The organism is Exiguobacterium sp. s39 (assembly GCF_018618925.1).
Lineage (GTDB): Bacteria > Bacillota > Bacilli > Exiguobacteriales > Exiguobacteriaceae > Exiguobacterium_A > Exiguobacterium_A abrahamii.
In genome coordinates, this window is the sequence record NZ_JACSNA010000004.1 from 133,608 (window position 1) to 158,655 (window position 25,048).

Genomic DNA, 25,048 nt, shown 5'->3' on the forward strand with positions numbered 1-25,048 from the left:
GTCTTTTGGTTGAGCGAAGTTAATCATAATGGCGTCGGGCTAATCGTTCTTCTTGTTCTTTTTTGACTTGTCGCTTATTTTTTTCATGCAGACGTTTCATAAAAGGGGTCGTTTGCCAAGACGGAGCCCAGTCGGATTCTTTTCCGGCACGGAGGGCAAGAATATAATCATAGCTCTGATGAAGTCGTTCGATCATCTCTGTTCGGACATCACAAATGTGACCGTGTCCGGGAATCAAGAGTTTGACTTCATATTCATAAATGAACGACTCGAGTAACTCGAGCGTCGTCAAATACTCAGAGGAATCGTGTTCGATCAAGGGGATTTCAACGTCTGAAGCGTAATCGCCGCAGACTAACAAGTGAAGTGGCATGACGATGAAGGAAAGATGAGTCGCTTCATGACCGGGCGTCAAAAAGAAGATTAACTTCGTTTGTCCGATCGTTAAAATCGTCTCAGACTCATGGATGACATGTGTCACGTCTGGGAAAAGGACGGGAGAATCAATATAGAATTCATCATTAAAATCTTGGACGGCTTTTAGCGCTTCTTGTCGATCGACATCGATGAACGGTTTCGAAGCAATGACGATGGCATCCGTAAAGGCATAGGCACCTAAAATATGATCGAAATGGGCATGCGTATAGACGACGTATAATGGTCGTTCGCGACGCACGATTTCGACGTCTCGACGAATCGTTGCAATCTCATCGGGAAGCCAGCCAGGGTCGACGACGATCAGACAATCAGGCGTCTCGATTAATGTCGAAGTCGTTTTCATGAGTGTACTTTGATAGATCGTCACGCCGGGCATTTTCATCTGAATCATATCGAATCCTCCTTTACGAATCTCTATCTATATCGTTGTATACCCATAAATTCGTTGGAATCATCAGCAGAATCAATAAAAAAGACGACTCGCACGTCGCGAGTCGCCTGCCCTCTAGAGGGAAATGGTCCTAGACCTATGTTATGTCATAATTGGAGCGGGTGAAGAGAATCGAACTCTCGTCATCAGCTTGGAAGGCTGAGGTTTTACCATTAAACTACACCCGCGTATTGGCTACATGAAATATAGTAGCATAGCAAAGAGTGCATTTCCATAACTTTTATGAAAAAAAGCAATTTCTTTTAAGATTCGGTGTACAATAATACTAGTTAATCGTTTCCAATGGTAATCTTGATTTGCAATATGGGTAAAGTTGGGTAGAGGAGAGAGTGTCTGGTGAATGAAGTGCGAGTTTGGAGCGAACAGTCGATGGGAAAAGGATGGAAGGCGATCTGTCACCATCAATTCGATCGTCATCGCTTATTGATAGGAGAGTGGTTCCATAACGTAGGTGTACTTGCTTTTTCCATCAATCAAGATGCGGATTTGCTACCGGATGTCCTTCCAAACACATTCGATCTGCCGCTCGTCTCGGAACGTGTGCAACGCGTCATTGCAGCATACGCGCCTTTTTCTGTACAATGTCTCAAGGTACATCTTGAGACGAAGGACGGAGTGGTTCCGTACTATCTTCTCAATCTCTTATCTGTCAGTCGGATCGAACATCTACATACGACGGATGTATTCCGTCCGGTCCCGAGACGACGCGTCTATTTTTTGACAGAGCGACGAATCAGCGATTCGATTTGTCCGCATCATCTTATGCGAGATGAGCGCACGCATCGCATGTTCGTCTCTGCTCAACTCGCTCGACAATTCGAGCGTATGGCTGTGACGGGTATCCGCTTTGAAGAGATACAACGAATGGAGGAATTCAAATGAAACAGTACACAGTCGATCATTGGATCACGCTAGAATATCCAAAGGTATTCGAATATCAAGAAGAAGAGACATATGTCAGTTTTTATTCGACGGATGAAAATGCAATGGGTACGCTCCAATTATCCATTTATGAGTCCGATTCAGAAGAATTGACACCGTATGAGGCGGCGGAACAAGAAATCAATCTGTTGGTGGAAGAGTTCGGCATCGAACTAACAGGAGCACTTGAAGTCCGTCGTAATTCAACAAAAGAAGCGTTGCTTGCAGTAGATGGGAAAGAAGAAGATATCTTTTTACGCATCTACGCGTATTCGGACGGGGAACGGTTAGTCTTATTGACGTACTCTGCAGAACGCGAGACGCTTGAAATCGAAGAAATCGAAGCGATGATTTCTTCACTGACTTGGATTCAATGAAGGATACGATAGAAGTGCAAAAGGCAACGGATCACAAGGATCCGCTGCCTTTTTTTATATCGATCGATGTGGCTTAAGAAGAACGGGAAGATGACTGTTTAGCTGCAGGATTGACTTGTTTATTCAACCAGCTCGCGATATCGGCAAAAACGCGGATGCGTTCGAACTCATGGAAGAGCTCATGACGTAACCCTCGATAAATCGTCAGCTGTACAGCATCGACACGGACACGATTATACATATCAAACAAATGATGGATACCTTTTCCGTCGAACGCGACCGCGTCATCCCCACCAGCAAGCAATAAGAGGGGTAAGTGACGTGGATGCTGATAGACGGAAGCAAGTGCGTTGACGAGCTTCGTTGCATGCAAGAGTTCGTGGAAGAACCCAAGCGTGACCGTTTGACCGGACAATGGATCTGCATCATAGCGCATGACGGATTGAGGATCCGAAGAGAGCCAAGCATTTTTAGAAAGTGCTGGGAAGAAGCGTAAGTTATACCGTCCGAACACGAGTTGTCCAAACCGTTCAGCAGGGTGTGTTGCTGACAGCTGATGGATTTGACGTTCGACGAGTTTTTGACTGACATCACCGAGTAAACCTGTACTCGTCGGGGGGCCACTCGCGATGATTCCGGCTACCGTATGACCGAGTGTTTGACCGATCCGGCGAGCGATCAACGAACCAAAACTATGACCAAAAATGAACACCGGTAACGTCGGATAACGCTCTTTGATGTCAGAGACGAGTTCTTCTGCGTCCTGCATCAATTGTTTAAACCCTTGATTCGGCTCGAGGTGTCCAAGTGTTCCAAGCTGTGCTGCTCGGGTTCCGAAACAGCGTAAGTCTGCGATGATCGTATGGTAATGATGCGCATAGAGGAATTCTGCGAATTCCTCATACCGTGCGCCATGCTCCATCATCCCGTGAAAGACGATCACGACTCCTTTAGGATCATGGGCTTCGAGGCTATGCAATGTCGTAGTATAGCCGTCAGAGGCTATCCAATGTGAATGATCAATCGTCATGTAACTCATCCTCTCATCAAGAAAGTCCGAATACCTGTCCGTCTTCCGAAACGCCCATATGGAAGGCGGCAGGAACTGCGGGTAATCCTGGCATCGTTAATACATTCCCAGTCAATGCAACGATGAACCCTGCACCAACCGATGGTCGGATTTCGCGGACCGTGATTGTGAAGTCTTCGACACGACCATAACGAGCAGGGTCATCGGTTAAAGAAAATGGTGTCTTTGCCATACAAATCGGTAACTCATTCAATCCCATCTCCGTACACCGTTCGAGTTCGCGAAGCGCTTTGGCTTCAAAATGAACGTCGGCTGCACCGTAGACACGCTTTGCGATACGCTCGATCTTTTGACGAAGCGGTAAGACGTCAGGATACAGTGGGCGGAACTGGCTCGGTTCCTCAAGAGCTTGCATTACTTCCGTGACGAGTGCTTCGCCGCCAGCCCCCCCTTTACTGAAGACCTCACTTTCCGCGACACGAATATTACGATCCTGACACCATTCTAGGATCATGTTACGTTCTGCTTCCGTGTCAGTGAAGAAACGATTCAAGGCAACGACGGCAGGGACGCCGAACAGACTCATCGTCTCGACGTGTTTTTCAAGTAACGCAAGACCATCTGTTAAGGCAGCGAGATTTTCTTCGCTGAGTTGCGTTTTGTCGACACCACCATGCATTTTCAAGGCACGAACCGTAGCGACGATGACGACGGCATCCGGGTGGAGTCCGCCAATCCGTGATTTGATGTTGAAAAACTTTTCGGCACCTAAATCAGCTCCGAATCCTGCTTCTGTGACAACGTAATCGCTTAGCTTCAGTGCAGTTTGCGTTGCAATCAAAGAGTTACAGCCATGTGCGATGTTCGCGAACGGTCCACCGTGAATCAGTGCTGGTGTTCCTTCGACGGTTTGAACGAGGTTCGGACGAAACGCATCTTTTAGAAGTAACGTCGCAGCTCCTGACGCCTGAATATCTTTGACCGTAACCGGCTGTTGATCGTACGTATAGGCGACGACGATGCGACTCAAGCGTCGTTCGAGATCCGTGATCGAGTCTGCTAGACAGAGGACCGCCATGATCTCGGAAGCGACCGTGATATCGAACCCATCTTGACGCGGCACGCCATGAGCAGGACCACCAAGACCAATCGTGACTTGGCGCAAGGCACGGTCATTCAAATCAAGAACGCGTTTCCAGACGATACGACGCGGATCGATGCCAAGGATGTTACCTTGATGCAGGTGATTGTCGAGCAAGGCACTGATTGTATTATGAGCAGATGTGATCGCATGCATATCGCCTGTGAAATGAAGATTGATCTCTTCCATCGGTAGGACTTGGCTATAGCCACCACCACACGCGCCACCTTTTAAGCCCATCGTCGGACCGAGTGAGGGTTCCCGTAAACAAATCATCGTTTTATGGTTTGCCCGATGCAACGCCTGTCCGAGTCCGACAGTGACGGTTGATTTTCCTTCACCGGCGGCTGTCGGATTGATGGCAGTGACAAGGATCAATTTACCGTCAGATTTCGTTGCCAATCGGTTCAACAGTCCGTCTGTCAACTTCGCTTTATACTTTCCGTACGTATCAAAATCCTCTTCTTGCAAACCAATTCGGTTCGCAATTTCTCGAATCGGGCGTAAGACGGTTTGTTGTGCGATTTCTAAGTCTGAACGAATGGTCTTTTCCATGGTATCGACTCCCTCTTTGATTGGATCTCTCTTTTTTCTAATAGTAGCGTATCTAGTGCGAACGCGCCAAAAGAAAACGTTCAATATTTTCCACCCAATGGGTCAAATGGTGACGTGTTCAAGTGTTAGAGAAAGACGTACTGTAGAGTGGAGGAGGGATGAAACAATGACATCTGGACAAAAGAAGTGGAAACGCGGTCTTGATTTTTGGCTCTTCGTCGGACCGGTCTTTCTTGTATTCGCAGTGATCGTGCTTGTACCGTTTTTCAATGGCGTCATGTATTCGTTCACGGATTGGAACGGTGTAACCGGAGAATTAAATTGGATCGGCTTTGATAACTATGTCCGTCTCTTTACGAGTGACGAGCAGTTCCAGCAGTCATTTTGGTTGACGACGAAATATACGGTCGTTGCCGTCATCTTAACGAATGTCGTTGGTTTCATCTTGGCGTTCTTATTGACACAAAATATTCGCACGCGTAATTTCTTACGAACGATTTTCTTCATGCCGAACTTGATCGGTGGGTTGATCCTCGGGTTCGTTTGGCAGTTCATCTATGTCAAAGGCTTCGCATCGATTGGTGAATTGACAGGGTGGAGTATATTTGAACTTCCATGGTTAGGAGATGCCCGGACAGGATTCTGGGGTATCGTTATCGTTTCGATTTGGCAAGGTGGCGGTTACATCATGGTCATCTATATCGCAGCTCTACAAAATGTGCCACAAGAGCTGATTGAAGCAGCAAAAATCGATGGTGCTAATCGTCTCTCGACGTTACGGAACATTACGTTGCCACTGATCATGCCGTCGGTCACGATCTGTTTGTTCTTGACGATTTCATGGTCCTTCAAGTTATTCGATACGAACTTATCCCTAACGAATGGTGGACCATTCAAATCGACCGAAATGCTTGCTTTAAACATTTATAAAGAATCGTTTACGAACAATAATCTTGGACTCGGGTCAGCGAAAGCGATCATCTTCTTCGTTGTTGTCGCCGCGATTACAGTCACTCAAGTCTATCTGACGAAAAAACGGGAGGTGGAAGCATGAGTACGGCACAACCGTTACCCACTCCGCAAGAGGAGAAACCGAAGCGCTCTAAAAAGACGAGAGGTCGTTATTCATTCCGTCTTGGAACAGTCGAACTGGCAGCCTTATTGATGGGGCTTCTGTATATGATTCCGTTTTATTACGTCGTCTCGAATTCATTCAAGACGCAGGGAGATATCTTTACGAATACATCGGGTCTACCAAAAGAATGGATGACGTCCAACTATTCGGAAGCATGGGAAGCCATGAACTTCGGAAAAGTCTTTTTAAACTCCGTCATCATTACAGTCGGCGCTAACGCGGTCATCATCATTTTTTGTTCGATGGCGGCTTGGAAACTCGTCCGGACGAAAACACGCTTGTCGACGATCATCTTTTTCTTATTCGTTGCCGCGATGATCATTCCATTCCAATCGATCATGATTCCCTTATCGAAACTGTCTGGTGATCTCGGATTGCAGAACAGTTATTGGGGATTGATTCTGATGTATCTTGGTTTTGGATCTGGATTATCAATCTTCTTATACCATGGATTCATGAAGTCGATTCCTGAAGAAATCGAGGAGGCGGCCATCATTGATGGTTGTTCACAATGGGGTGTATTCTGGCGTATCGTGTTCCCATTACTCAAACCGATCACGGTCACGATTATCATCTTGAACACGCTTTGGATTTGGAATGATTTCCTACTGCCATCGCTGATGTTACGAGACGTCGATTTACGAACGATTCCACTCGCGACGTTCTATTTCTTCGGTCAGTATACGAAGCAGTGGGACTTAGCACTTGCCGGACTCGTCCTCGGGATCATTCCGTTATTGTTGTTCTTCTTTGCCTTGCAAAAACAGATCATTCAAGGAATTACGAGTGGGTCGATCAAATAATTTTTGTAAGCGCGTTCTCGCTTCTGCGAGAACGCTTTTTTCATGATTCACACGTCAGATTAATCTGACAACTTTTATTTTTTTTGAAAAAAAGTCTTTTCAAACACTTGCGACCTGTTGTACGATGTTCTCAATTCAATTGTAACAACGACGTTGAAGGGAAGAGTAACACCTTGTACGACCGTATAGCGAGCTGGGGATGGTGAGAGCCCAGTCGGAAGCAAGATGCGAAGAACCTCCCGGAGTCGCTACCCGAACCCGAATGTCAGTAGGCGTAGCCGGAGTTGCCTGTCCGTTATCATATGGCCGAAGATGAAGTGATTCGTCTTTTGAGTGAGCAACATCGTTGCTAACATGGGTGGTACCGCGGAACCGAGTCTTTCGTCCCATATTCTTGGGAAAGAAGGGCTCTTTTTTATGGCTTCTTTTTCAAAACACAATTGAGGAGGAACACCACCATGACAACACTCGTATCGATGAAACACACACAGGAAGCTATCACACTCGTAAAGAAACGCTTTGAAGAACGCTTTTCGACGACACTCGGATTGACACGTGTCGAAGCACCATTGTTCGTAGAAAGCACACTCGGTGTCAACGATCATCTAAACGGCGTAGAGCGCATCATTCGCTTCGATGCCTTGGACCACACAGCAGACCTTGAAATCGTACAATCTCTTGCAAAATGGAAGCGTCAAGCGCTTCATACGTATGGATTTGAAGCAGGAGAAGGCTTATACACGTTGATGCATGCGATTCGTCGCGATGAGATGCTGGATGCGACACACTCCATTCACGTCGATCAGTGGGATTGGGAACGTATCATTACGAAAGAACAACGGACGAGTGCTTATTTACAAGAAACGGTACAAGCGATCTATGCAACGATTCGTCAAGTTGAGCAAGAAGTGGAAGCGGAATACGGCATTTCAGCGATCTTACCGGAAACGATTCATTTCATGACGACGCAAGAGCTAGAGGATGCGTATCCGACACTTTCGACGAAAGAACGTGAAACAGAAGTCACGAAAGCATATGGCGCAGTTTTCCTCATGCAAATCGGTGGCGCACTGGCTTCAGGTGAGAAGCACGATGGTCGAGCGGCTGACTACGATGACTGGACACTCAACGGTGACATTTTAGTACACCACCCAGAAATCGGAGCATTCGAATTGTCTTCAATGGGAATTCGCGTTGATCGTGAAGCACTTTTAAAACAGACAGCGATTGCTCAAGAAGAGGATAAATTGGCGTTCCCGTTCCATCAAGGTGTGCTCGAAGAGCGTCTACCGTTAACGATGGGTGGAGGAATCGGTCAATCCCGTATGGCGATGTTCTTATTGAAAAAACGTCACATCGGTGAAGTCCAAGCTTCTGTCTGGTCAGAAGAGACGCGTAAAAGTCTCCAAGCGGAAGGCATCCACTTGCTCTGACATATATATAGTAAGAAAGCGTCAAAACAGGATGTTTTATAAAGCAAAGGGCATGCTTCGATTCAGAAGCGTGTTCTTTTTTTTAGGTTCGTAAGACCTCAGGCGGAGGAAAGACGTGTCGATTCCTGATAGAATGGGGATAACAATAAATAAGAAAGAGGTGAAGACATGTCTTCTTTATTGATCGTAGGATTACTCATCCCTGTATTATTCCTCGTATTCCTTTGGTTCAACATTAAAGGATTACGGACGATGTGGCGGGATTATAAACAGACAGGCTCAATCGTTGCACTCGGTTTCTTCATTGTCGGGATTATCGGAATCTTCACAGGCGTCTGGACGACGTTAGTCGTCATCATTTATTATCTCCTCCGTCCAGCGAGAGGATGAACGGAGGGTTACTCGTATGTTGGAATGGTTGTTTTCAGCCGGAGAATCCAATCTCTGGCTGTTTTTAGGAATTATGATCGTTGGTCTTGGAACAGAATTGATTCCGGCAGAAGTGGGCTTACCGTTGCTCGGTCTATATGTGTCGAACGGAACGGTCAGCTGGACAGCTGCTGTTCTGGTCGGTTTTTTAGGAAGTCTGATGGGCGCGACGGTCTTTTATCTTCTAGGTCGTTATGCAGGTCGTCCGATACTTATCCGGTACGGCAAATGGTTACTGATTAAAGAAAAAGAAATTGAGCAAGGGGAGCGCATCGTCGGGAAATACGGAACATGGTCTGCTTTGTTCGGCCGCTTTTTCCCCGTCGTGCGCTCGGTCGTCTCGATTCCGTGTGGTTTGTTTGGTCTTTCGTTCAAACGCTATTTACTCGCTTCAAGTATTGGACTTTTTCCGGTTTCCTTCTTTTACATCTGGGTCGGTGAACGATTCGGAGTAGAACGTGCTGAATCCATGCTAAAAGGATTAGAACAGGAGTTATGGTGGATCTTAGGTGGAATCGTCGTGATTCTTGGTGGATACGTTCTCTACCGTCGTGCTAAAGCGAAGCGTAAAGAACAGAAGCAAGACACACAAACGAAACAACAAGATTCATGAATATGTAAAAAAACAACGCAGTGGATCTTCAGGATCCACTGCGTTGTTTCATGAACAGATCAAGCGGGAGGAAACAGGAATCGCTTCAGTGTCTTGATCCGATGTTTTGGGGTAAGGAGTAGTAGCTGATCATTGCCTTCTAGGGCAGTGTCTCCACGTGGTGTAATGATTTGATCATCACGGATGATGGCCGTGATCAAAAATTCCTGAGGCAAATCAATCTCTGAGATCGTCGTTCCAATGAATGGATGGGACATCGGTAACGTCAATTCAATGATTTCCGCATTCGGTTTACCGATTGACATGAATTCAATGACGGTATGGATAGCAGTAGTCTGTGTTTCGTTCAGTCGTAACCGCTCGGAAAGGAACGTCAACATACTTCCTTGAATTAGCGTTGATAATAAGACTGTGAAAAACACGATATTGAAGATCATCGATGCATTCTCGATATCCGCAACGAGAGGATATGTCGCGAGAATGATCGGTACCGCTCCTTTTAGACCAGCAAAAGAAATGAAAACCTTCTCTTGCCACGAATAACGAAACGGAAGAAGACTCACCCAGACTGACAAAGGACGAGCGATGAAAATTAAGATCAGCGCCAACGCAATGGAAGACAGGATGACCTGGACATCGAGCAATTGTTTCGGAAAGACGAGTAGACCGAGCACGATGAACATTCCGATTTGGGCAAGATGCGCCATACTCATCGTAAAACGGACGAGTGTCTGTCGGTAGACGAGTTCATGATTACTGATGTAGATCGCTGTGACATAAACGGCTAAAAATCCACTGGCATGGAACGTATCAGCTAAACCGAAAGACAGGAAAGCAAACGACATGAGCATGATCGGATAAAAGCTAGAAGAGGACAAATCGATCCGATTGATCAAGGTCGAAGCTGCCCATCCGATGAACAAACCAATCAGAAGTCCCATCGCCATTTCCCAAACGAGTGATCCAAGTCCCGATAAGAGCGATGCTTCTTCAGGGTTTGTCACGAACTCAAGGAACAAGACAGTCAAAAAGACGGCCATCGGGTCATTCGTACCGGACTCAACTTCGAGTGTTGATCCGACTTTCCGTCGAATCGGCTGACCACTCAAGACAGAAAAGATAGCAGCGGCATCCGTCGAACCAACGATTGCCCCGAGTAAAAAAGCATTCGCCCAACTGAAGCCCAGAATATAATGGGAAGCAACGGCAACGATGGATGTAGCGATGAAGACCCCGAACGTCGCAAGCGAGAGGGAAGGGGCTAATTCATGACGCACTTCCTTCCAAACCGTTTGCAGACCACCCTCGAATAAGATGATGATGAGGGCGACGGTTCCAAGAAGCTGAGCCAGTTCTGCATCGTCAAAACGAATGAACCCCGTAATGTCGCTTCCAGCAATCATACCAAGGGCGATAAAAATCAGTAGAGCAGGAATATTCAGACGACTGGATAACTTCGTCGTCCAGACGGCAGCAAACAGCAATATACCAATCAATAAAATCGTGAGTTGCAAGGACATGGCATCAAACTCCTATTCATAAAAGAATCTCTAGTTTCATGATACAACAATTCCGATGAAAAGACTCGGATAACGATTGTTCAATATTTTCCACCACACCGGACAACTTTCTCTCTCTTCATTGCAAGCGTTTTCATTTATTGTGAAGATGTAGCACGAAATGAAACGAAATCAGGGAGGGAATCCGAATGCGTAAAAGAAGATGGGCAGCATTACCTGTCGTCACGACGGCGATGGTCGTCGCTTTGGCAGCATGTGGTGGCGGTACATTGAATAGCGATGACTCGAAAGATAGTGGTTCAAAAGACGGTAAGACGCTCAACGTATTCCAATTCAAGGCTGAAATCGCAAAAGACATGGAAAAGATGGCAAAAGCGTATGAAAAAGAAACCGGAACGAAAGTCGTCGTGCAAACAGTCGGTGGTGGATCGGACTATGGCGCGGCTCTGAAATCACAGTTCGCTTCAGGTAATGAACCAGATGTCTTTAACAACGGTGGCTTTACGGAAGCAAAGACATGGCAGGATAAGTTAGAAGATTTGTCAGATGAAAAGTGGGTCGGCGATCTAACGGATCTATCAAAAGAGCCAATGACGATTGATGGTAAATTGTATGGTATGCCAATGAACCTTGAGGGGTATGGCTTTATCTACAATAAAGATATCTTCAAAAAAGCTGGTATCACGGAACTTCCGAAAACATTAACTGAATTGACGGAAGCTTCAAAGAAGCTAAAGGCAGACGGGGTGACGCCATTCTCGATTGGGTACGGGGAGTGGTGGATTCTCGGTAATCACCTGTTGAACATTCCGGTCGCACAGCAGGATGATCCAGATCAGTTCATCGCAGACTTGAATTCTGGAAAAGGAAAGTTCGAAGATAACAAACAGTTCAAGGATTTCATGAATCTATTTGATTTAACGATTGAGTACGGTAATAAAAATCCGTTAACGACGGATTACAACACACAAGTTTCCCAATTTGCTGAAGGTAAGACAGCGATGCTTCAACAAGGGAACTGGGCACAACAATTGATTACGGACGTCAATCCGGACATCAACATGGGCTTCATCCCGATGCCGATCAATGATGATAAAGAAAAAATGGACCGTCTTCCTGTTGGCGTACCAAACAACTGGGTCGTCAATAAGAACTCGAAGAACAAAGCAGAAGCGAAAAAATTCCTCGAGTGGATGGCGACGTCTGAGACAGGAAAAGACTACATGGTCAATAAATTTAAATTCATCCCTGCCTTCAAATCAATCGAAGCGAAGGATCTAGGACCGCTTGCAGATGATATTCAAGCGTACTCGAAAGACGGAAAAACGATCTCATGGAACTGGTTCAAGTATCCGGATGGTGCTGTAAACGAGTTCGGAGCGATCATGCAAGCATATGTTGGTAAGCAAAAAACAGCTGACGAGATGCTGCAGGACTTCACGAAAACATGGGATAAAATGAAAAAATAAGAAGTGATTCAAAAAAACATGCCTGTTCCGATTAACTGACGGAACAGGCATGTTTTTTTATGATAAGAAGAATAATTGGATGAAGAAGAGAAGCGCGAACACATAGATGAGTGGATGGACACGCTCTTTTTGGATAGCTTTCATGATTGGATAGACGATGAAACCGAATGCGATACCGGTTGCGATGCTACCGGATAATGGCATGATCAAGATGACGAGGAAAGCCGTGAAAGCTTCGCTGAAATCATCCCATGGAATCTGTTTGATATTTTGAATCATGAAGGCACCGACTAAAATCAATGCTGGCGCAGTAATCGCAGGGACGCTCGAAATCGATTGAACGAACGGTCCAAAGACGGCAGATAATGCGAATAGAATCCCGACCGTCACGGATGTGAGTCCAGTCCGTCCACCAGCAGCGACACCCGCTGCAGATTCTACGTAAGCGGTTGTGGGACTTGTTCCGAACAATGAACCAGCGACCATCGCAGTCGAATCAGATAATAGGGCACGTTCGCTGTTTTTCAATGATCCATCTTCTTCAATCAATCCAGCCTGTTCTCCGACAGCGACCATCGTACCTGTCGTATCAAACATCGTCACGAGAACGAAGGAGAGGACACCGCTGAACAGACCGTATTGGAACACGTCTTGAATGGCGTTGAACGGATTCGTGATGATCAATCCTTCTGGTAAAGTCGGTAACGCAACGAAGGAATCGGAAAACTTCAATTCACCTGTCAGGAATGCAATCAATCCAGAGAGAATCATGGCATATAAAATAGCACCTGGTACACGTTTGATCGTCAAGATGGCTGCAACTAATAGTCCGATGAGTGTGATCAATGCTTCTGGTGACGTCAATGCGCCAATCGTGACGAGTGTATCTTCACTAGCGATGAGAATTCCTGACATCTTGAGACCGAGTGAAGCAATGAAAAGACCGATTCCACCTGTGATCGCAAGCTTTAATGTCATCGGAATGATTTCAATCAGCTTCGTACGGATTGGTGAGAGTGATAACAATAAGAAAATGACACCAGCAACGAAAACAACTGAGAGTGCTGTCTGATATGGAATCTTCTCACCAACGACAAGTGTATAAGTAAAATACGCATTGAGTCCCATTCCGGGTGCGACTGCGATTGGTAGATTCGCATAAAGCCCCATCAGGAGCGTACCGATCAATGTCGCGATGATCGTCGCAGAAAATGCTTGGGCTTGGGGGATACCGGCATCTGCTAAAATCGTCGGATTGACGAGCAGAATATATGCCATCGTAATGAACGTCACGAATCCAGCTTGGATTTCACGTTTTACGGTTGTTTGATGTGCGGCAAGTTTAAACATGGGTAAAAGGACCACCTTCATAACAAATTGATTAAAAAACGAACATTGATGATATTATAGTAAAATTCATTCGGAATCAAGTCGAAACAAAAAAGAATTTTTTATAGGAATCATGAAAGAGAATATCAGGAAATGATGTAAGCGGATTCAAGGTTATGATACGATTGATTACAAGAAAAAGGATGGGGGCGCCTTTCATGAAAAGTATCCGGACACGTTTGATTCGTCTCGTCGTCCTAGCGATCTTGATTCCGACAGCCCTCGCGACATCGATCTCCTACTTGTATGTACGGCACCAAAACATTGAACAGGCAGAACGTTCTAGCCTGAACGTGTTGACGCGAGGAAATACACAGGTGACCCATTACATAGAGGATATCCGCCGTCTCTCGACAAGTCTGTATGCGAATCGTTCGTTGATGAACATCATGCGCGTCGGAGCAGATCAGGAATTAGACGAATCTGATGGAGTCGTTTCGCGGGCGATGTTAGGTCTGTTTTTATCACGTCAGGATATCGAGCAGTTACATTTCGTCATCTTAAATGGTTATTCGGAGTATTCGGTCTACAACATGAAAACGACGAGTCGGGGAACGTTTGATTGGATGCAAGAAACGGATTATTTTCGATTGATGAAACAAAAAAGTGGCTGGTTGATTGACGGAGCGCACACGATTGAACCATACAATGTGCACACGATGATTCTTGATGAGAAACAAGTCGTTAGTTTTCGTTATCGTATCGATCGTGTCGAAACAGATGAGCCACTCGGCTTCCTTTCAGTGGATATTCCAGTCCGTGTATTCGAACAACAATTGAAACTGTTCGAGAATGATCCGGAAGAGTCGTTATGGTTGATGACAGAACAGCGTGTATTGGCACAGACTGGAGCAGAGATGGAACTACCGGTCGATCGATTCACTGGGCAGAGTGGGAGTTTACGTGTCGGAAAATCGTTCATCGTCTACTCAAAGACGATGACGAATGGTGTTCCACTCATACTCGTCAAACGGATTCCGTATGCGTCAGTCATCCAAGGGGCGAATGAAACGGCATTGATTCTTGTTTTGATCGGTCTCGTCTCACTGTTCGTCATGATCATTGCCGCAAGTCTCGTTGCCATGCAGATCACGAAACCAATCAAACAGTTGACAGCAAACGTCTGGCGAGTCGAACAAGGGGATTTATCAGCACCATTCGTTGCGACGACGAATGACGAGATTGGATTACTCAACCGTCAGTTCCAACGCATGATTCAACGGATTGATCGTTTAATCAAACGGGAGTATCGACTGGCACTTGAAAACCGGACGAATGAGCTACGTGCATTACAATCTCAGCTCAATCCGCACTTCTTATTCAATGCCTTACAATCGATCGGAACGACGACGTTACAAGGAGACCGGAAGATCGCGTACCGCTCGATCACCGGATTATCACAAATGATGCGCTACTCGATGAATAATGAGCAGACGATCGTAACCCTAAAACAAGAAGTCGATCATCTTCAAGCGTATATTCGTTTGCAACAGCAACGTTTTCCGGAACGGTTCCGTTATATTGTTGACGTCCCGTGGCATCTCAATGACATTGAAGTTCCGAAGATGATCTTGCAACCGTTCGCTGAAAATTACTTCAAACACGGCTTTCGACAGCAATTAGCAGCGACGGAGAACTATCTTGCTTACAAAGTCCGGACGGATGGCGGACGCCTCATTATTCAAATCGAGAATAGCGGTGCCATTCTTGAAACAGGACGACTTGAAGCGATTGATCGAAAAATGCGCATGCATCGTAGCCCAGAAGATCTCGAGACGAGCGGCATTGGTCTCCATAATATTTATGAACGACTCTTGATTTTTTACGGGGAGCAAGCAAATATGACGCTCTCTTCTTCAGCGGTAGAGGGAGGATTCAAAATCGTGATTCGAATTCCATATGAGAAGGGGGACTTGGCATGAACGTGTTGATCGTAGACGATGAACGACATGTACGGGAAGCGGTCAAATTGCTCGGAGAATGGGACAGTTGGCAGGTCTCACATATTTACGAGGCGGAACATGGGGAAGAAGCGAAACGATTACTGGATACCGGAACGATCGATTTAATGCTGACAGATGTCGAAATGCCTGGACTCGACGGATTAACATTACTAGAATGGACAAAAAATCATCATCCAAAGGTCGTCACGATCGTGCTGACAGGGTATGATGATTATACGTATATGCGACGTGCCATTTTGCATCAATCCTTTGATTATTTATTGAAGCCGGTTGATCCAGATGTACTCAATGATGCCTTGTCCCGCGCGATGGAATGTATCCATCCGGTAGTGGAATCAGGAGAAGCGATTGATCAAATCGCCAAATACATCGAAACGCATTATGCGGAAGAATTGACACTGCAATTCATGAGCGAACGGTTTTACTTGAGCCGAGAGTATATATCACGACGCTTCAAACAGCGTTTTTCCGTTAACTTATCTGATTACATCCAAACGATTCGCTTGAATCGGGCGAAGGAATTATTGAGTGAGACGGACGCGCGCATTTACGAAATCGCACTTGAAGTCGGATATCAGGACGATAAGTATTTTCGGAAAGTGTTCAAAAAACAATTCGGTATGACACCGAATGAGTTTCGTGAATTGTTGTCGATTTAAACGACTATCGAGGAGGAATCGTACATGAGTGTACACATTAATGCAGCTGAAGGACAAATCGCCGAAACGGTCTTACTCCCAGGAGATCCGTTACGTGCTAAATACATCGCTGAGACGTTTTTAGAGGACGTCGTCCTTTATAACGAAGTTCGAGGCATGTATGGCTTCACAGGTACTTATAAAGGGAAAAAAGTTTCGGTTCAAGGAACAGGTATGGGTGTACCATCGATGTCGATCTATGCGAACGAACTCGTTCAGTCATACGGTGCGAAGAACTTGATCCGTGTCGGAACTGCCGGTGGGATCACGCCAGACGTTAAAGTTCGTGACGTCGTCATCGCGATGAGTGCTTCGCATGACATGGCACAGAACCGTGTCCGTTTTAATGGACTAGACTACGCACCGACAGCCTCTTTTGATCTGCTGCATAAAGCATATACAGCAGCTAAAGAACAAGGTATCGATGCAAAAGTCGGTCAAATCTTCACGACGGATCAGTTCTATCAAGATGATTTCCATCACTTCAAAAAATGGGCGGATTTCGGATGTCTCGCAATCGAGATGGAAGCGGCAGGTCTTTACACACTTGCAGCAAAACATAAAGTAAACGCACTGACGATCCTGACGATTTCAGATCATCTGTTGACAGGTGAAGAAACAACATCGGAAGAGCGCCAGACGACATTCAACGATATGATGAAAGTCGCGCTTGAAACAGCGATTCAATTATAAGAAGCAAGACGGAGAAGCCTCTCCGTCTTTTTTCATAGTCGAAAAGAGATATGGTAAGATAAAGGCAGTGTTATAGATCAGTTAAAGGGGAGATTCTCGGATGGAGACAACGATGACAGAGACAGTGCTTTCAGAGCGCCTTGAGACACAGCGTCACTTTTTCCAAACAGGTGCAACACGTAGTCTAGCTTTTCGCTTAAGCATGCTGACGTTCTTACGCCAAGCGATTGAAACGCATGAAGCAGCGATCTATGAGGCATTAAAACAAGATCTCAATAAAGGACAGCATGATGCTTTTACGACGGAAATCGGTTTCGTTTATGGAGAGATTCAACGGATGGAGCGACAACTCCGTCGACTAGCACGTCCAAAGCGTGTCGCAACACCGCTTCTGCATATCGGCTCAAAAAGTGAAATCCAGTACGAACCCTATGGCAACGTTCTTGTCATCGCGCCATGGAACTATCCTTTCCAGCTGGCACTTGCTCCGGTCATTGGTGCGATTGCAGCGGGGAATACGGTCGTCCTTAAACCATCCGAGCTGACACCGAACGTCTCTCGTGTATTACGAGAAGTTTTTGAAACGGCATTCCATGAACGATTCGGAATCGTCATAGAAGGAGATGCTGAAGTCAGTAGCGCTTTATTAAACGAACGTTTTGATTATATCTTCTTTACGGGTTCCACACGCGTCGGAAAAATCGTGCATCAAGCTGCAGCGAAGCATTTGACACCGGTCACACTTGAACTGGGTGGGAAATCACCGACAATCGTTCACAAGGATGCGGATCTTCGTCTAGCAGCGAAGCGGATCGCATGGGGAAAATGGCTGAATGCCGGACAGACATGTATCGCCCCGGATTACGTATTGATTCATGAGGACGTTAAAGAACGTTTCTTGCAGTTGATTGAAGAAGAAGCCTTCAAACAGTACGGGAATGGCGTCGGCGTCTCATCCTACGTCAAAATCGTATCGGACGATCATCTGAATCGCCTCAGCAGTTACTTGTCGCAAGGGACGATCGAATTCGGTGGACAAGTCGATCCGGAAACGCGTAAGATGGCGCCGACCGTCATGACGAATGTAGCGGTGGATGCTCCATTGATGCAAGACGAAATCTTCGGACCGATCCTGCCGGTGTTGACCTACCGTGAAATCGAAGAGGTCATCGCGTTCGTCAATGATCGTGACAAACCGCTTGCACTTTATCTGTTCACAGAGAACAAAGCCGTCGAACATCGTATCCTTGAACGGATTTCATTCGGTGGTGGATGTGTCAATGACACATTGATGCACGTCGCACAGCATCATCTACCATTTGGTGGAGTCGGGGCGAGTGGTATGGGTGGATATCATGGCAAGTATAGTTTCGAGACGTTCAGCCATCGTAAAGGAATCGTCAAAAACACGACGGCGTTCGATTTACCTTTCCGCTACATGCGAACAAATAGCAATTCCAAATGGATGCGCTTTTTGTTATGATGAGCTGTGATTAATTGACTTAAGAAGGAGCTCTTCACTTGAAAGATCAAGTAAAACAGTGGATGAAACGAACAGGCTTGATTGAACGCAGTCTGCGAACCATCATGAAAGTCTTTACGTGGTTGCCACAAAAATCAAATCGAGTCCTTTTCGAGAGTTTTCTCGGAAAGCAATATAGTGACAGTCCGCGTGCCATCTACGAATTGATGCGTACGATGCATCCGGAATGTGAGTTGATTTTTAGTAAACAACGAGGTGTTACGTTTCCACGAGACGTCAAGACGGTAGATCGGTTGACGTTTCGCTGGATTTATTTGCTCGCGACGTCACGGGTCTGGGTATCAAACAGTCGGTTACCGGGTTGGTTGATCAAACCGAAAAAAACGTATTATCTCCAGACATGGCACGGCACACCGCTCAAAAAGCTTGCGCTTGATATGGATGATGTCCAAATGGCGAATACGACGACGGAGCGGTACAAGCAAGGATTTAAGCAAGAGACTGCAAAATGGTCCGGTTTAATTTCCCCGAATGCCTACTCTAGTTCAATCTTTCGGCGGGCATTTGCTTTTGAAGGTGAGATGCTAGAAATTGGATACCCTCGAAATGATATATTTTATCAAGAGGCACGGCATGCTAAAATCAAAGAAACGGTTTATCGCCACTATGAGATTGATTCTTCGAAAAAAGTCTTGCTGTATGCACCTACTTGGCGAGATAATGCGTTCGAAGGTCAAGGGAAATATTCATTTGAGCTGCCCTTTTCGTTAGAGGAATTTGAAAAGCGATTCGGGGATGAATATGTCCTGCTTATTCGAATGCACTATTTAGTCGGAAGTCGTCTCGACGTCACTGCTTATCCATCCGTTCGAAATGCATCGGACTACCCGGATATCGCGGAGCTCTATATGGCGTCAGACGCTTTGATCACGGATTATTCTTCTGTCATGTTTGATTTTGCGCATTTATCGCGTCCGATTTTATTCTATACGTATGACTTAGAACATTATCGCGATCAGTTGCGCGGATTTTACTTCGATTTTGAACAGGGGGCACCGGGACCATTATTATCCACTGAGACAGCACTATTTGAAGAATTGAATCAGTTGGATGATTGGCACACACGGTATGCGTCAGCATTCCGAGCGTTCCAAGAGACGTATTGTCAATGGGATGATGGGCAGGCTTCAGAACGGGCGATGAAGACGATCATAAAGAGAATTTACGGATAAAAGGGAGAGCAAAATCATGAAGAAGGTTATTACGTACGGAACATTTGATTTATTGCACTGGGGTCATATCAACATCTTAAAACGTGCCAAAGAGATGGGCGATTACCTCATCGTCGCGATTTCGACAGACGAATTCAATCGTTTAAAACATAAACAGTCTTACCATAACTTTGAGAATCGGAAGATGATCCTTGAAGCCATCCGTTATGTGGATGAAGTTATTCCAGAAAACAGCTGGGATCAAAAAGTAGAAGATGTGAAAAAACATGATGTTGATCTCTTCGTCATGGGTGACGACTGGAAAGGCGAGTTCGACTTCTTGAAGGAGCACTGTGAAGTCGTTTACCTCAGTCGGACTGAAGGCATCTCTACAAGCCAGATTAAAACGGAATTAGCTTCGAAGTGATTGAAGAGGAGACCACACGATCGACGTGCGGTCTTTCTTCGTAGAAGGGCAGGATGAAAGTGGTTAGAGAAGGTATCGTATGGGTCTATTTATTGTTGTTTCGTATTTGTTATGGTGTCTTTCGATGGCTACCGCTTCGACCAGTCACTTTGTTTTGGATGACGTATGGTGATAACGCAAAACCTGTTAATGATCGCTTAGCGCAGGAATTGCCAAGTGAGAAACGGTATCTGGTATATGATCATCATTTCATGAAGCAGCCGGATCTGTGGAAGTCAGATCGGACTCTTCGCTTTCGTCGTTTACGATTCGTCCGATTGGCGTATTTGCTTGCGACCTCCCGGACGGTCTTCGTCGATAATTATGTCGCAGAATTCAGTGTCGCAACAACGCGACGAGGAACACGACGTATCCAGCTATGGCATGCGGCAGGAACATTAAAGCAGTTTGGACTGACCTCTTCCAAAAGTCTGTTCGTATCAGAACGAGTAAGAAATCGTTTTCGACGAGTTTATCAAGAATATGGTGATTTCATCGTACCAGGGATGCGCTGTGCGACACAGTTCATGGCACCACACGACTTAAAACGGTCTCACTTTAAACCATTCGGCATGCCACGAACGGACTATTGGTTTGATGAGAAGCAACGAAAGCAGAAAACACTGGAATTAAGAAAACAATATGTAAAGACTGATCGTCGGATCTTATTGTATGCACCGACATACCGGGAATACAAAGGAACAGAAGATCATACGATTCAACAGTTCGAACAACTTGCTCAAGCGGGATGGACGATTCTCGTTAAATTACATCCAACGATTCGGTCTCTTTCTACCTATCGTTCTAGCCATATCCATCTTTTGGACGATACGTATCAGATCAATGATTACTTGCTAATCACAGATGTGCTCGTAACTGATTATTCTTCCATTCCATTTGAAAGCTGTCTCCTCAACATTCCGGCGTTCTTGTATACACCGGATATCGACACATACCGACAACTACCAGGGCTCGTGGATCAGTATCCGAAACCGCTACCTGTCCGCCAGACAGAACGGATGGAGCAGTTGATGGAGTGGATCACGTCTGATGTGATACTTGAAGAATGTCGTCAACACATGCAGAAGTTCCAACAGAACTGGTATGATCAGACGCCGGGTCAAGCAGTCAATCGAATTGTTCATCATTACTATGATATAAATCCATGACATCACTCCTGACGATTCCTTTTGTATTCTTAAAAGAGTCGTCAGGTCATTTTAAAAATAATAATGTGAAATGTTGAACAAAGTTTGACAATCTTTTGAAAATCCATTCTTTTCGACTGTGATGTTCTATACTAAAAGCAGAAGAAGAGGAGAGGAGAAATGGATATGCTAACTTGTGGAACGACTGAAGCCAATACGTTCGTCTTATCACCCGAAACGCGAACGTTGCTTGAGAGCTTCATGACAGAAACGACGTTCAAAAAGGATTCCATTGTCTGTTGGGAAGGGGAAATGAACGATAAGTTGTTTTATGTGAAACAAGGAGGCGTCAAACTATCGAAGTTGACGAAAAAAGGCAGTCCATTACTCATGTTTTTATATTTCAAAGGAGATTTGTTTGGCGAATTTGATGTAGGAGAAGCTTTTCCGAGTTCCTACAGTATTGAAACGATGGAAGATAGCATCATCGGATTCTTATCGAAAAACCAATTAGAAGAGCTTATGAAAAAAGACGGTGCCTTTGCGCTTGAGATCATGCGATGGCAAGCATTAATGCGGAAGCAAACGGAAACGAAATTACGTGACTTACTACTGTTTGGAAAACCAGGGGCATTAGCTTCGACGTTACTTCGCTTGATTGCGATGGAAGGGGAACAAGTGGGAGAAACGTATCGTCTTGCGAAGCGACCATCCGACGGTGAGTTTGGTCAATTGATTGGTGCACCACGTGAGACCGTTAATCGTATGTTTTCTCAGTGGAAAAAAGAAGGGGTCATTTCGATGACTGCAAAAGAAATCATCATTCACGATCCGCAATATCTACGGGATCTGTGTCATTGTGAAGGATGTCCAGCAGGTGTTTGTCGAATTTAATAAGATGTACGAATCATCCCGACGCGAAACAGGACTTTCCTGTCTCGCGTTATTTTTGTGTATAGAAGTTTTTTCTAAGCTCGCTTAGATGTGAATTTTCTGTGTGTTTTCGAAATGAAAAGTGCGGAATTTTCATATTTAAAGTGATATTTATCACAGTTTCCAGACTTGCTGAATTCTTACAATAAAGACAAGTTCAGAGTAGGAAAGGAGTAATCACGATGAGTCAAAAGACAGAATCGAACCTAAAAGGAACATTCGTTGCCGTCCTGATCGTAGCAGGTGTCATCATCGGGATGTGGAGTTCAATCTTTCTATTGTTCATATCACGTTAAGGGGGAATCACGATGCACATTCATCGTTTAGAAAAAATTTGGCTGATCTTCGGAGTAGCGATGCTAGCGGTCTTCTTGACCATCATCGGTGTATCCGCTTTTGCATCGGGCAATCAACCACCATCCGATGCGACATTGATTGATCCGACGAAAGTCGATCAGACGAAACCGTTTGATAAACCAGGACTAAAAAAGATTGATGATGACCGATACGAAGCGGTCATCGTTTCACAAGCTTTTCAGTTTACACCAAAAGATATGGTCATACCTAAAGGGGCGACAGTCGATTTTCTCGTGACATCGAAGGACGTCGTTCATGGATTTGAAATCGTTAAGACGAACGTCAACATGATGGTCGTTCCCGGACATATTAATTCGATTGAGTATACGTTCAAGGAAGCAGGCGAATATCTCGTCGTCTGTAATGAATATTGTGGTAATGCCCATCATATGATGGCAACGAAAATCAAGGTGGTGGAATAAGATGAATGCTATATCAAATAAACTAAGACAGTTCGAGATGGAGCGTGGTCTACCCGCTACCGTCATCGGAGTCAAGGAAGCGAAACTGGCCTTTGCACATGTTAGTTTTTCACTTGTCGCCTTATTGATCGGTGGTCTATGTGGATTACTACAAACGATGGTACGGACAGGTGCCATTCCAGAAATCGCTGGAATCGGATACTATGAGCTTCTGACTGCTCACGGATTGATGCTTGCAATCGTCTTTACGACGTTATTCATTTTCGGATTATTGTTCTCATTTTTAGGTCAATCGTTCGGACGCTTCGAAGAGTTTCCGCGACGTCTCGGATGGGTCGGGTTCTGGTTCATGATTCTTGGTGTCGTCCTCGTCACGTGGATGGTGCTTGCAGGTGAAGCTTCCGTCCTCTATACGTTCTATGCACCACTCAAGGCACATCCTGTATTTTATATCGGACTCGTCATCTTCGTCGTCGGAACGTGGATCGCGTCTGGTGCCATGTTCCGAATGTATGCTGATTATAAGCGGGAACACCCTGGTGTTCATCCACCGCTTCAAGCCTACATGAGCATTATGACTGCCTTGTTATGGGTAGTTGCGACACTCGGCGTAGCGGCAACGATTCTCTTTCAACTCCTTCCTTTATCTCTTGGTTGGACGGATAAGGTCGGGATCGAACTATCTCGGACGCTATTTTGGTACTTTGGTCATCCACTCGTCTATTTTTGGTTATTACCTGCTTATATCGTTTGGTATACGGTCATTCCGAAAATCGTTGGTGGGAAGATTTTTTCTGACGCGTTAGCACGCATGTCGTTCTTGTTATTCCTACTCTTTTCATTCCCTGTTGGTTTTCACCATCAATTGTTAGAGCCGGGGATTTCTGCATTTTGGAAGTATGTCCAAGTCGTCTTGACATTCCTCGTCATCATTCCATCATTGATGACTGCCTTCTCGATGTTTGCGACTTTTGAGCTAGCAGGTCGCCGGAAGGGAGCAACTGGCATATTTGGTTGGGTGAAGAAAATGCCATATCGCGACGTCCGTTTCCTTGCACCGTTCATCGGGATGTTATTCTTCATTCCAGCAGGTGCAGGTGGTGTCATTAATGCATCGCATCAGCTGAACATCATCGTTCACAACACATTGTGGGTCACGGGACACTTTCATATCACGGTCGGTGCCGCCGTCGCACTAACGTTCTTCGGAACAGCCTACTGGCTTGTCCCGCTCTTACGTGGTCGAACGTTAACAGCAGCAATGAATCGTCTTGGACTTATTCAAACGGCTGCCTGGACGATCGGAATGCTCTTCATGTCGACTGCGATGCACATCTCAGGATTACTCGGTAATCCACGACGGACGGGACCAGCCACCTACTTCAAGGATTCCATCGTCGCTGACTGGATTCCATATCATGTCGCAATGGCGATCGGCGGAACGATTTTATTCATCTCGATTCTGCTATTCCTCTATGCGATGTTCCAACTTGCATTCCGAGCGCCAAAAGGAACGGAAGAATTTCCGATTGCTGAAACGGAAGAAGAGGCGATGGCAACGCCACTCTTCTTTGAAAATTGGAAGCTATGGATTTTCGTGACGTTCGCTTTGATTGCGTTTGCATACACGGTGCCGATTTGGCATATGATTGAAAATGCCCCTCCAGGAGCTCCCGGATGGAGACTCTGGTAAGGCAATAAGGGGCTTCAAAAAAAGAATGACGCGTCTGTACACGCCCTTTCCTCAGGCGAGACACAAGCCAGTTTTCCTGCTTCATTTAAGCGGGAAAGCGGGTCTTGTTCGTCTCTGACAACGCATAAAAGCGTTTTTTCCTGTAGGAGTTGCGTGTGACGCGTCATTCTTTTTATTACGAGGTAAGGGAGGCAGATCATCAATCTACCTCCCTTATCTTTGTAGAGACTGACTTTTGAGTCAGCCCCTTATTTGCGTGAGCTTAAGGAATAAGTA

The 25,048-nt window shown here is 45.6% G+C and carries 24 protein-coding genes, 1 tRNA gene and 1 other annotated feature; of the genes, 19 read left to right on the top strand and 6 right to left on the bottom strand.

The features are described 5' to 3' along the window. Positions 1-19: 19 nt before the first annotated feature. Both KNQ11_RS15150 and KNQ11_RS15155 read right to left on the bottom strand, forming a co-directional pair. Positions 20-829: an MBL fold metallo-hydrolase gene (locus tag KNQ11_RS15150; RefSeq protein ID WP_058265756.1), complete on the bottom strand. Its 810-nt coding sequence runs from the start codon at positions 827-829 to the stop codon at positions 20-22. A 153-nt stretch (positions 830-982) separates the two neighbouring features. Further along, positions 983-1,056: transfer RNA gene (locus KNQ11_RS15155), tRNA-Gly, on the bottom strand. Positions 1,057-1,225: 169 nt separating this feature from the next. Between KNQ11_RS15155 and KNQ11_RS15160 the strand changes: the two genes are divergently transcribed. Beyond that, positions 1,226-1,771 carry an imm11 family protein gene (locus tag KNQ11_RS15160; RefSeq protein ID WP_244290094.1) on the top strand — a complete coding sequence of 182 codons (546 nt, stop codon included), beginning with the start codon at positions 1,226-1,228 and terminating at the stop codon, positions 1,769-1,771. Beyond that, on the top strand, positions 1,768-2,187 hold the full coding sequence (locus KNQ11_RS15165) for a hypothetical protein (protein WP_023467229.1): 420 nt from the start codon (positions 1,768-1,770) through the stop codon (positions 2,185-2,187). The genes KNQ11_RS15160 and KNQ11_RS15165 overlap by 4 nt, the downstream gene beginning before the upstream one ends. Positions 2,188-2,260: 73 nt before the next feature. Here KNQ11_RS15165 and KNQ11_RS15170 read toward each other — a convergent pair whose 3' ends face one another. Further along, a complete protein-coding gene (locus KNQ11_RS15170; protein ID WP_082202576.1) occupies positions 2,261-3,217 on the bottom strand; it encodes an alpha/beta fold hydrolase in 957 nt (318 codons plus the stop codon). A gap of 16 nt (positions 3,218-3,233) precedes the next feature. Beyond that, positions 3,234-4,913, bottom strand: coding sequence for a formate--tetrahydrofolate ligase (locus KNQ11_RS15175; protein ID WP_214772535.1), 1,680 nt, complete (start codon positions 4,911-4,913; stop codon positions 3,234-3,236). Between the two features lie 166 nt (positions 4,914-5,079). Between KNQ11_RS15175 and KNQ11_RS15180 the strand changes: the two genes are divergently transcribed. The 5 genes from KNQ11_RS15180 (at position 5,080) to KNQ11_RS15200 (ending at position 9,326) form a co-directional block, all read left to right on the top strand. Next, on the top strand, positions 5,080-5,967 hold the full coding sequence (locus KNQ11_RS15180) for a carbohydrate ABC transporter permease (RefSeq protein WP_023467232.1): 888 nt from the start codon (positions 5,080-5,082) through the stop codon (positions 5,965-5,967). Next, positions 5,964-6,851 (top strand): carbohydrate ABC transporter permease, encoded by an 888-nt coding sequence (locus KNQ11_RS15185; RefSeq protein ID WP_058703664.1) that lies wholly within the window; start codon positions 5,964-5,966, stop codon positions 6,849-6,851. The genes KNQ11_RS15180 and KNQ11_RS15185 overlap by 4 nt, the downstream gene beginning before the upstream one ends. 144 nt (positions 6,852-6,995) lie before the next feature. After that, positions 6,996-7,243: a binding site (T-box leader), on the top strand. A gap of 66 nt (positions 7,244-7,309) precedes the next feature. Next, positions 7,310-8,284: an aspartate--ammonia ligase gene (gene asnA / locus KNQ11_RS15190; protein ID WP_035398809.1), complete on the top strand. Its 975-nt coding sequence runs from the start codon at positions 7,310-7,312 to the stop codon at positions 8,282-8,284. Between the two features lie 168 nt (positions 8,285-8,452). After that, positions 8,453-8,674: a hypothetical protein gene (locus KNQ11_RS15195; RefSeq protein ID WP_058703665.1), complete on the top strand. Its 222-nt coding sequence runs from the start codon at positions 8,453-8,455 to the stop codon at positions 8,672-8,674. A gap of 16 nt (positions 8,675-8,690) precedes the next feature. Continuing rightward, entirely contained in the window at positions 8,691-9,326 is a 636-nt protein-coding gene (locus tag KNQ11_RS15200; protein ID WP_149426856.1) for a DedA family protein, read from the top strand. 59 nt (positions 9,327-9,385) lie between these two features. On the opposite strand, the gene KNQ11_RS15205 is transcribed toward KNQ11_RS15200, so the two are convergent. After that, positions 9,386-10,846: a potassium/proton antiporter gene (locus KNQ11_RS15205; RefSeq protein ID WP_058703667.1), complete on the bottom strand. Its 1,461-nt coding sequence runs from the start codon at positions 10,844-10,846 to the stop codon at positions 9,386-9,388. Positions 10,847-11,034: 188 nt separating this feature from the next. Here KNQ11_RS15205 and KNQ11_RS15210 point away from each other — a divergent pair, with 188 nt between their 5' ends. Beyond that, positions 11,035-12,315: an ABC transporter substrate-binding protein gene (locus KNQ11_RS15210; protein WP_149426857.1), complete on the top strand. Its 1,281-nt coding sequence runs from the start codon at positions 11,035-11,037 to the stop codon at positions 12,313-12,315. A 57-nt stretch (positions 12,316-12,372) separates the two neighbouring features. Here the strand turns inward: KNQ11_RS15210 and KNQ11_RS15215 are convergent, their stop codons facing one another. Beyond that, positions 12,373-13,665, bottom strand: coding sequence for an NCS2 family permease (locus tag KNQ11_RS15215; RefSeq protein WP_149426858.1), 1,293 nt, complete (start codon positions 13,663-13,665; stop codon positions 12,373-12,375). A 197-nt stretch (positions 13,666-13,862) separates the two neighbouring features. On the opposite strand from KNQ11_RS15215, the gene KNQ11_RS15220 reads away from it, so the two are divergent. From KNQ11_RS15220 to KNQ11_RS15270, 11 genes are all read left to right on the top strand, one after another. Further along, positions 13,863-15,626 carry a sensor histidine kinase gene (locus KNQ11_RS15220; protein ID WP_214772537.1) on the top strand — a complete coding sequence of 588 codons (1,764 nt, stop codon included), beginning with the start codon at positions 13,863-13,865 and terminating at the stop codon, positions 15,624-15,626. Beyond that, entirely contained in the window at positions 15,623-16,327 is a 705-nt protein-coding gene (locus KNQ11_RS15225; RefSeq protein ID WP_149426860.1) for a response regulator transcription factor, read from the top strand. Before KNQ11_RS15220 ends, KNQ11_RS15225 begins: the two co-directional genes overlap by 4 nt. Positions 16,328-16,351: 24 nt before the next feature. Continuing rightward, positions 16,352-17,059: a purine-nucleoside phosphorylase gene (gene deoD / locus KNQ11_RS15230; RefSeq protein ID WP_023467244.1), complete on the top strand. Its 708-nt coding sequence runs from the start codon at positions 16,352-16,354 to the stop codon at positions 17,057-17,059. A gap of 100 nt (positions 17,060-17,159) precedes the next feature. After that, positions 17,160-18,542, top strand: a complete 1,383-nt coding sequence (locus KNQ11_RS15235) for an aldehyde dehydrogenase (protein WP_149426861.1) — start codon at positions 17,160-17,162, stop codon at positions 18,540-18,542. A 62-nt stretch (positions 18,543-18,604) separates the two neighbouring features. Further along, positions 18,605-19,774 (top strand): CDP-glycerol glycerophosphotransferase family protein, encoded by a 1,170-nt coding sequence (locus KNQ11_RS15240; RefSeq protein WP_214725383.1) that lies wholly within the window; start codon positions 18,605-18,607, stop codon positions 19,772-19,774. A 16-nt stretch (positions 19,775-19,790) separates the two neighbouring features. After that, on the top strand, positions 19,791-20,180 hold the full coding sequence (tagD, locus tag KNQ11_RS15245; RefSeq protein ID WP_050678243.1) for a glycerol-3-phosphate cytidylyltransferase: 390 nt from the start codon (positions 19,791-19,793) through the stop codon (positions 20,178-20,180). Between the two features lie 95 nt (positions 20,181-20,275). Next, positions 20,276-21,388, top strand: coding sequence for a CDP-glycerol glycerophosphotransferase family protein (locus tag KNQ11_RS15250; protein WP_251133735.1), 1,113 nt, complete (start codon positions 20,276-20,278; stop codon positions 21,386-21,388). A 159-nt stretch (positions 21,389-21,547) separates the two neighbouring features. Further along, entirely contained in the window at positions 21,548-22,261 is a 714-nt protein-coding gene (locus KNQ11_RS15255) for a Crp/Fnr family transcriptional regulator (RefSeq protein WP_231884726.1), read from the top strand. A 221-nt stretch (positions 22,262-22,482) separates the two neighbouring features. After that, positions 22,483-22,596, top strand: coding sequence for a hypothetical protein (locus KNQ11_RS15260; RefSeq protein ID WP_023467253.1), 114 nt, complete (start codon positions 22,483-22,485; stop codon positions 22,594-22,596). Between the two features lie 12 nt (positions 22,597-22,608). Then, positions 22,609-23,079: a cytochrome c oxidase subunit II gene (locus KNQ11_RS15265; RefSeq protein WP_050678241.1), complete on the top strand. Its 471-nt coding sequence runs from the start codon at positions 22,609-22,611 to the stop codon at positions 23,077-23,079. 1 nt (position 23,080) lies between these two features. Further along, positions 23,081-24,772 carry a b(o/a)3-type cytochrome-c oxidase subunit 1 gene (locus KNQ11_RS15270; RefSeq protein ID WP_023467255.1) on the top strand — a complete coding sequence of 564 codons (1,692 nt, stop codon included), beginning with the start codon at positions 23,081-23,083 and terminating at the stop codon, positions 24,770-24,772. The last annotated feature ends 276 nt before the right edge of the window (positions 24,773-25,048 follow it).

What these genes read in the sequence shown, in the direction of transcription:
- KNQ11_RS15240 (WP_214725383.1), top strand. Translation starts at nt 18,605, where the DNA reads ATGAAACGAACAGGCTTGATTGAACGCAGTCTGCGAACCATCATGAAA.
- KNQ11_RS15225 (WP_149426860.1), top strand. Translation starts at nt 15,623, where the DNA reads ATGAACGTGTTGATCGTAGACGATGAACGACATGTACGGGAAGCGGTC.
- KNQ11_RS15195 (WP_058703665.1), top strand. Translation starts at nt 8,453, where the DNA reads ATGTCTTCTTTATTGATCGTAGGATTACTCATCCCTGTATTATTCCTC.
- KNQ11_RS15235 (WP_149426861.1), top strand. Translation starts at nt 17,160, where the DNA reads ATGGAGACAACGATGACAGAGACAGTGCTTTCAGAGCGCCTTGAGACA.
- KNQ11_RS15215 (WP_149426858.1), bottom strand. Translation starts at nt 13,665, where the DNA reads ATGTTTAAACTTGCCGCACATCAAACAACCGTAAAACGTGAAATCCAA.
- KNQ11_RS15185 (WP_058703664.1), top strand. Translation starts at nt 5,964, where the DNA reads ATGAGTACGGCACAACCGTTACCCACTCCGCAAGAGGAGAAACCGAAG.
- KNQ11_RS15255 (WP_231884726.1), top strand. Translation starts at nt 21,548, where the DNA reads ATGGATATGCTAACTTGTGGAACGACTGAAGCCAATACGTTCGTCTTA.
- KNQ11_RS15150 (WP_058265756.1), bottom strand. Translation starts at nt 829, where the DNA reads ATGATTCAGATGAAAATGCCCGGCGTGACGATCTATCAAAGTACACTC.
- KNQ11_RS15200 (WP_149426856.1), top strand. Translation starts at nt 8,691, where the DNA reads ATGTTGGAATGGTTGTTTTCAGCCGGAGAATCCAATCTCTGGCTGTTT.
- KNQ11_RS15260 (WP_023467253.1), top strand. Translation starts at nt 22,483, where the DNA reads ATGAGTCAAAAGACAGAATCGAACCTAAAAGGAACATTCGTTGCCGTC.
- deoD (WP_023467244.1), top strand. Translation starts at nt 16,352, where the DNA reads ATGAGTGTACACATTAATGCAGCTGAAGGACAAATCGCCGAAACGGTC.
- KNQ11_RS15210 (WP_149426857.1), top strand. Translation starts at nt 11,035, where the DNA reads ATGCGTAAAAGAAGATGGGCAGCATTACCTGTCGTCACGACGGCGATG.
- KNQ11_RS15165 (WP_023467229.1), top strand. Translation starts at nt 1,768, where the DNA reads ATGAAACAGTACACAGTCGATCATTGGATCACGCTAGAATATCCAAAG.
- KNQ11_RS15170 (WP_082202576.1), bottom strand. Translation starts at nt 3,217, where the DNA reads ATGACGATTGATCATTCACATTGGATAGCCTCTGACGGCTATACTACG.
- KNQ11_RS15265 (WP_050678241.1), top strand. Translation starts at nt 22,609, where the DNA reads ATGCACATTCATCGTTTAGAAAAAATTTGGCTGATCTTCGGAGTAGCG.
- KNQ11_RS15205 (WP_058703667.1), bottom strand. Translation starts at nt 10,846, where the DNA reads ATGTCCTTGCAACTCACGATTTTATTGATTGGTATATTGCTGTTTGCT.
- asnA (WP_035398809.1), top strand. Translation starts at nt 7,310, where the DNA reads ATGACAACACTCGTATCGATGAAACACACACAGGAAGCTATCACACTC.
- KNQ11_RS15175 (WP_214772535.1), bottom strand. Translation starts at nt 4,913, where the DNA reads ATGGAAAAGACCATTCGTTCAGACTTAGAAATCGCACAACAAACCGTC.
- KNQ11_RS15180 (WP_023467232.1), top strand. Translation starts at nt 5,080, where the DNA reads ATGACATCTGGACAAAAGAAGTGGAAACGCGGTCTTGATTTTTGGCTC.
- KNQ11_RS15270 (WP_023467255.1), top strand. Translation starts at nt 23,081, where the DNA reads ATGAATGCTATATCAAATAAACTAAGACAGTTCGAGATGGAGCGTGGT.
- tagD (WP_050678243.1), top strand. Translation starts at nt 19,791, where the DNA reads ATGAAGAAGGTTATTACGTACGGAACATTTGATTTATTGCACTGGGGT.
- KNQ11_RS15220 (WP_214772537.1), top strand. Translation starts at nt 13,863, where the DNA reads ATGAAAAGTATCCGGACACGTTTGATTCGTCTCGTCGTCCTAGCGATC.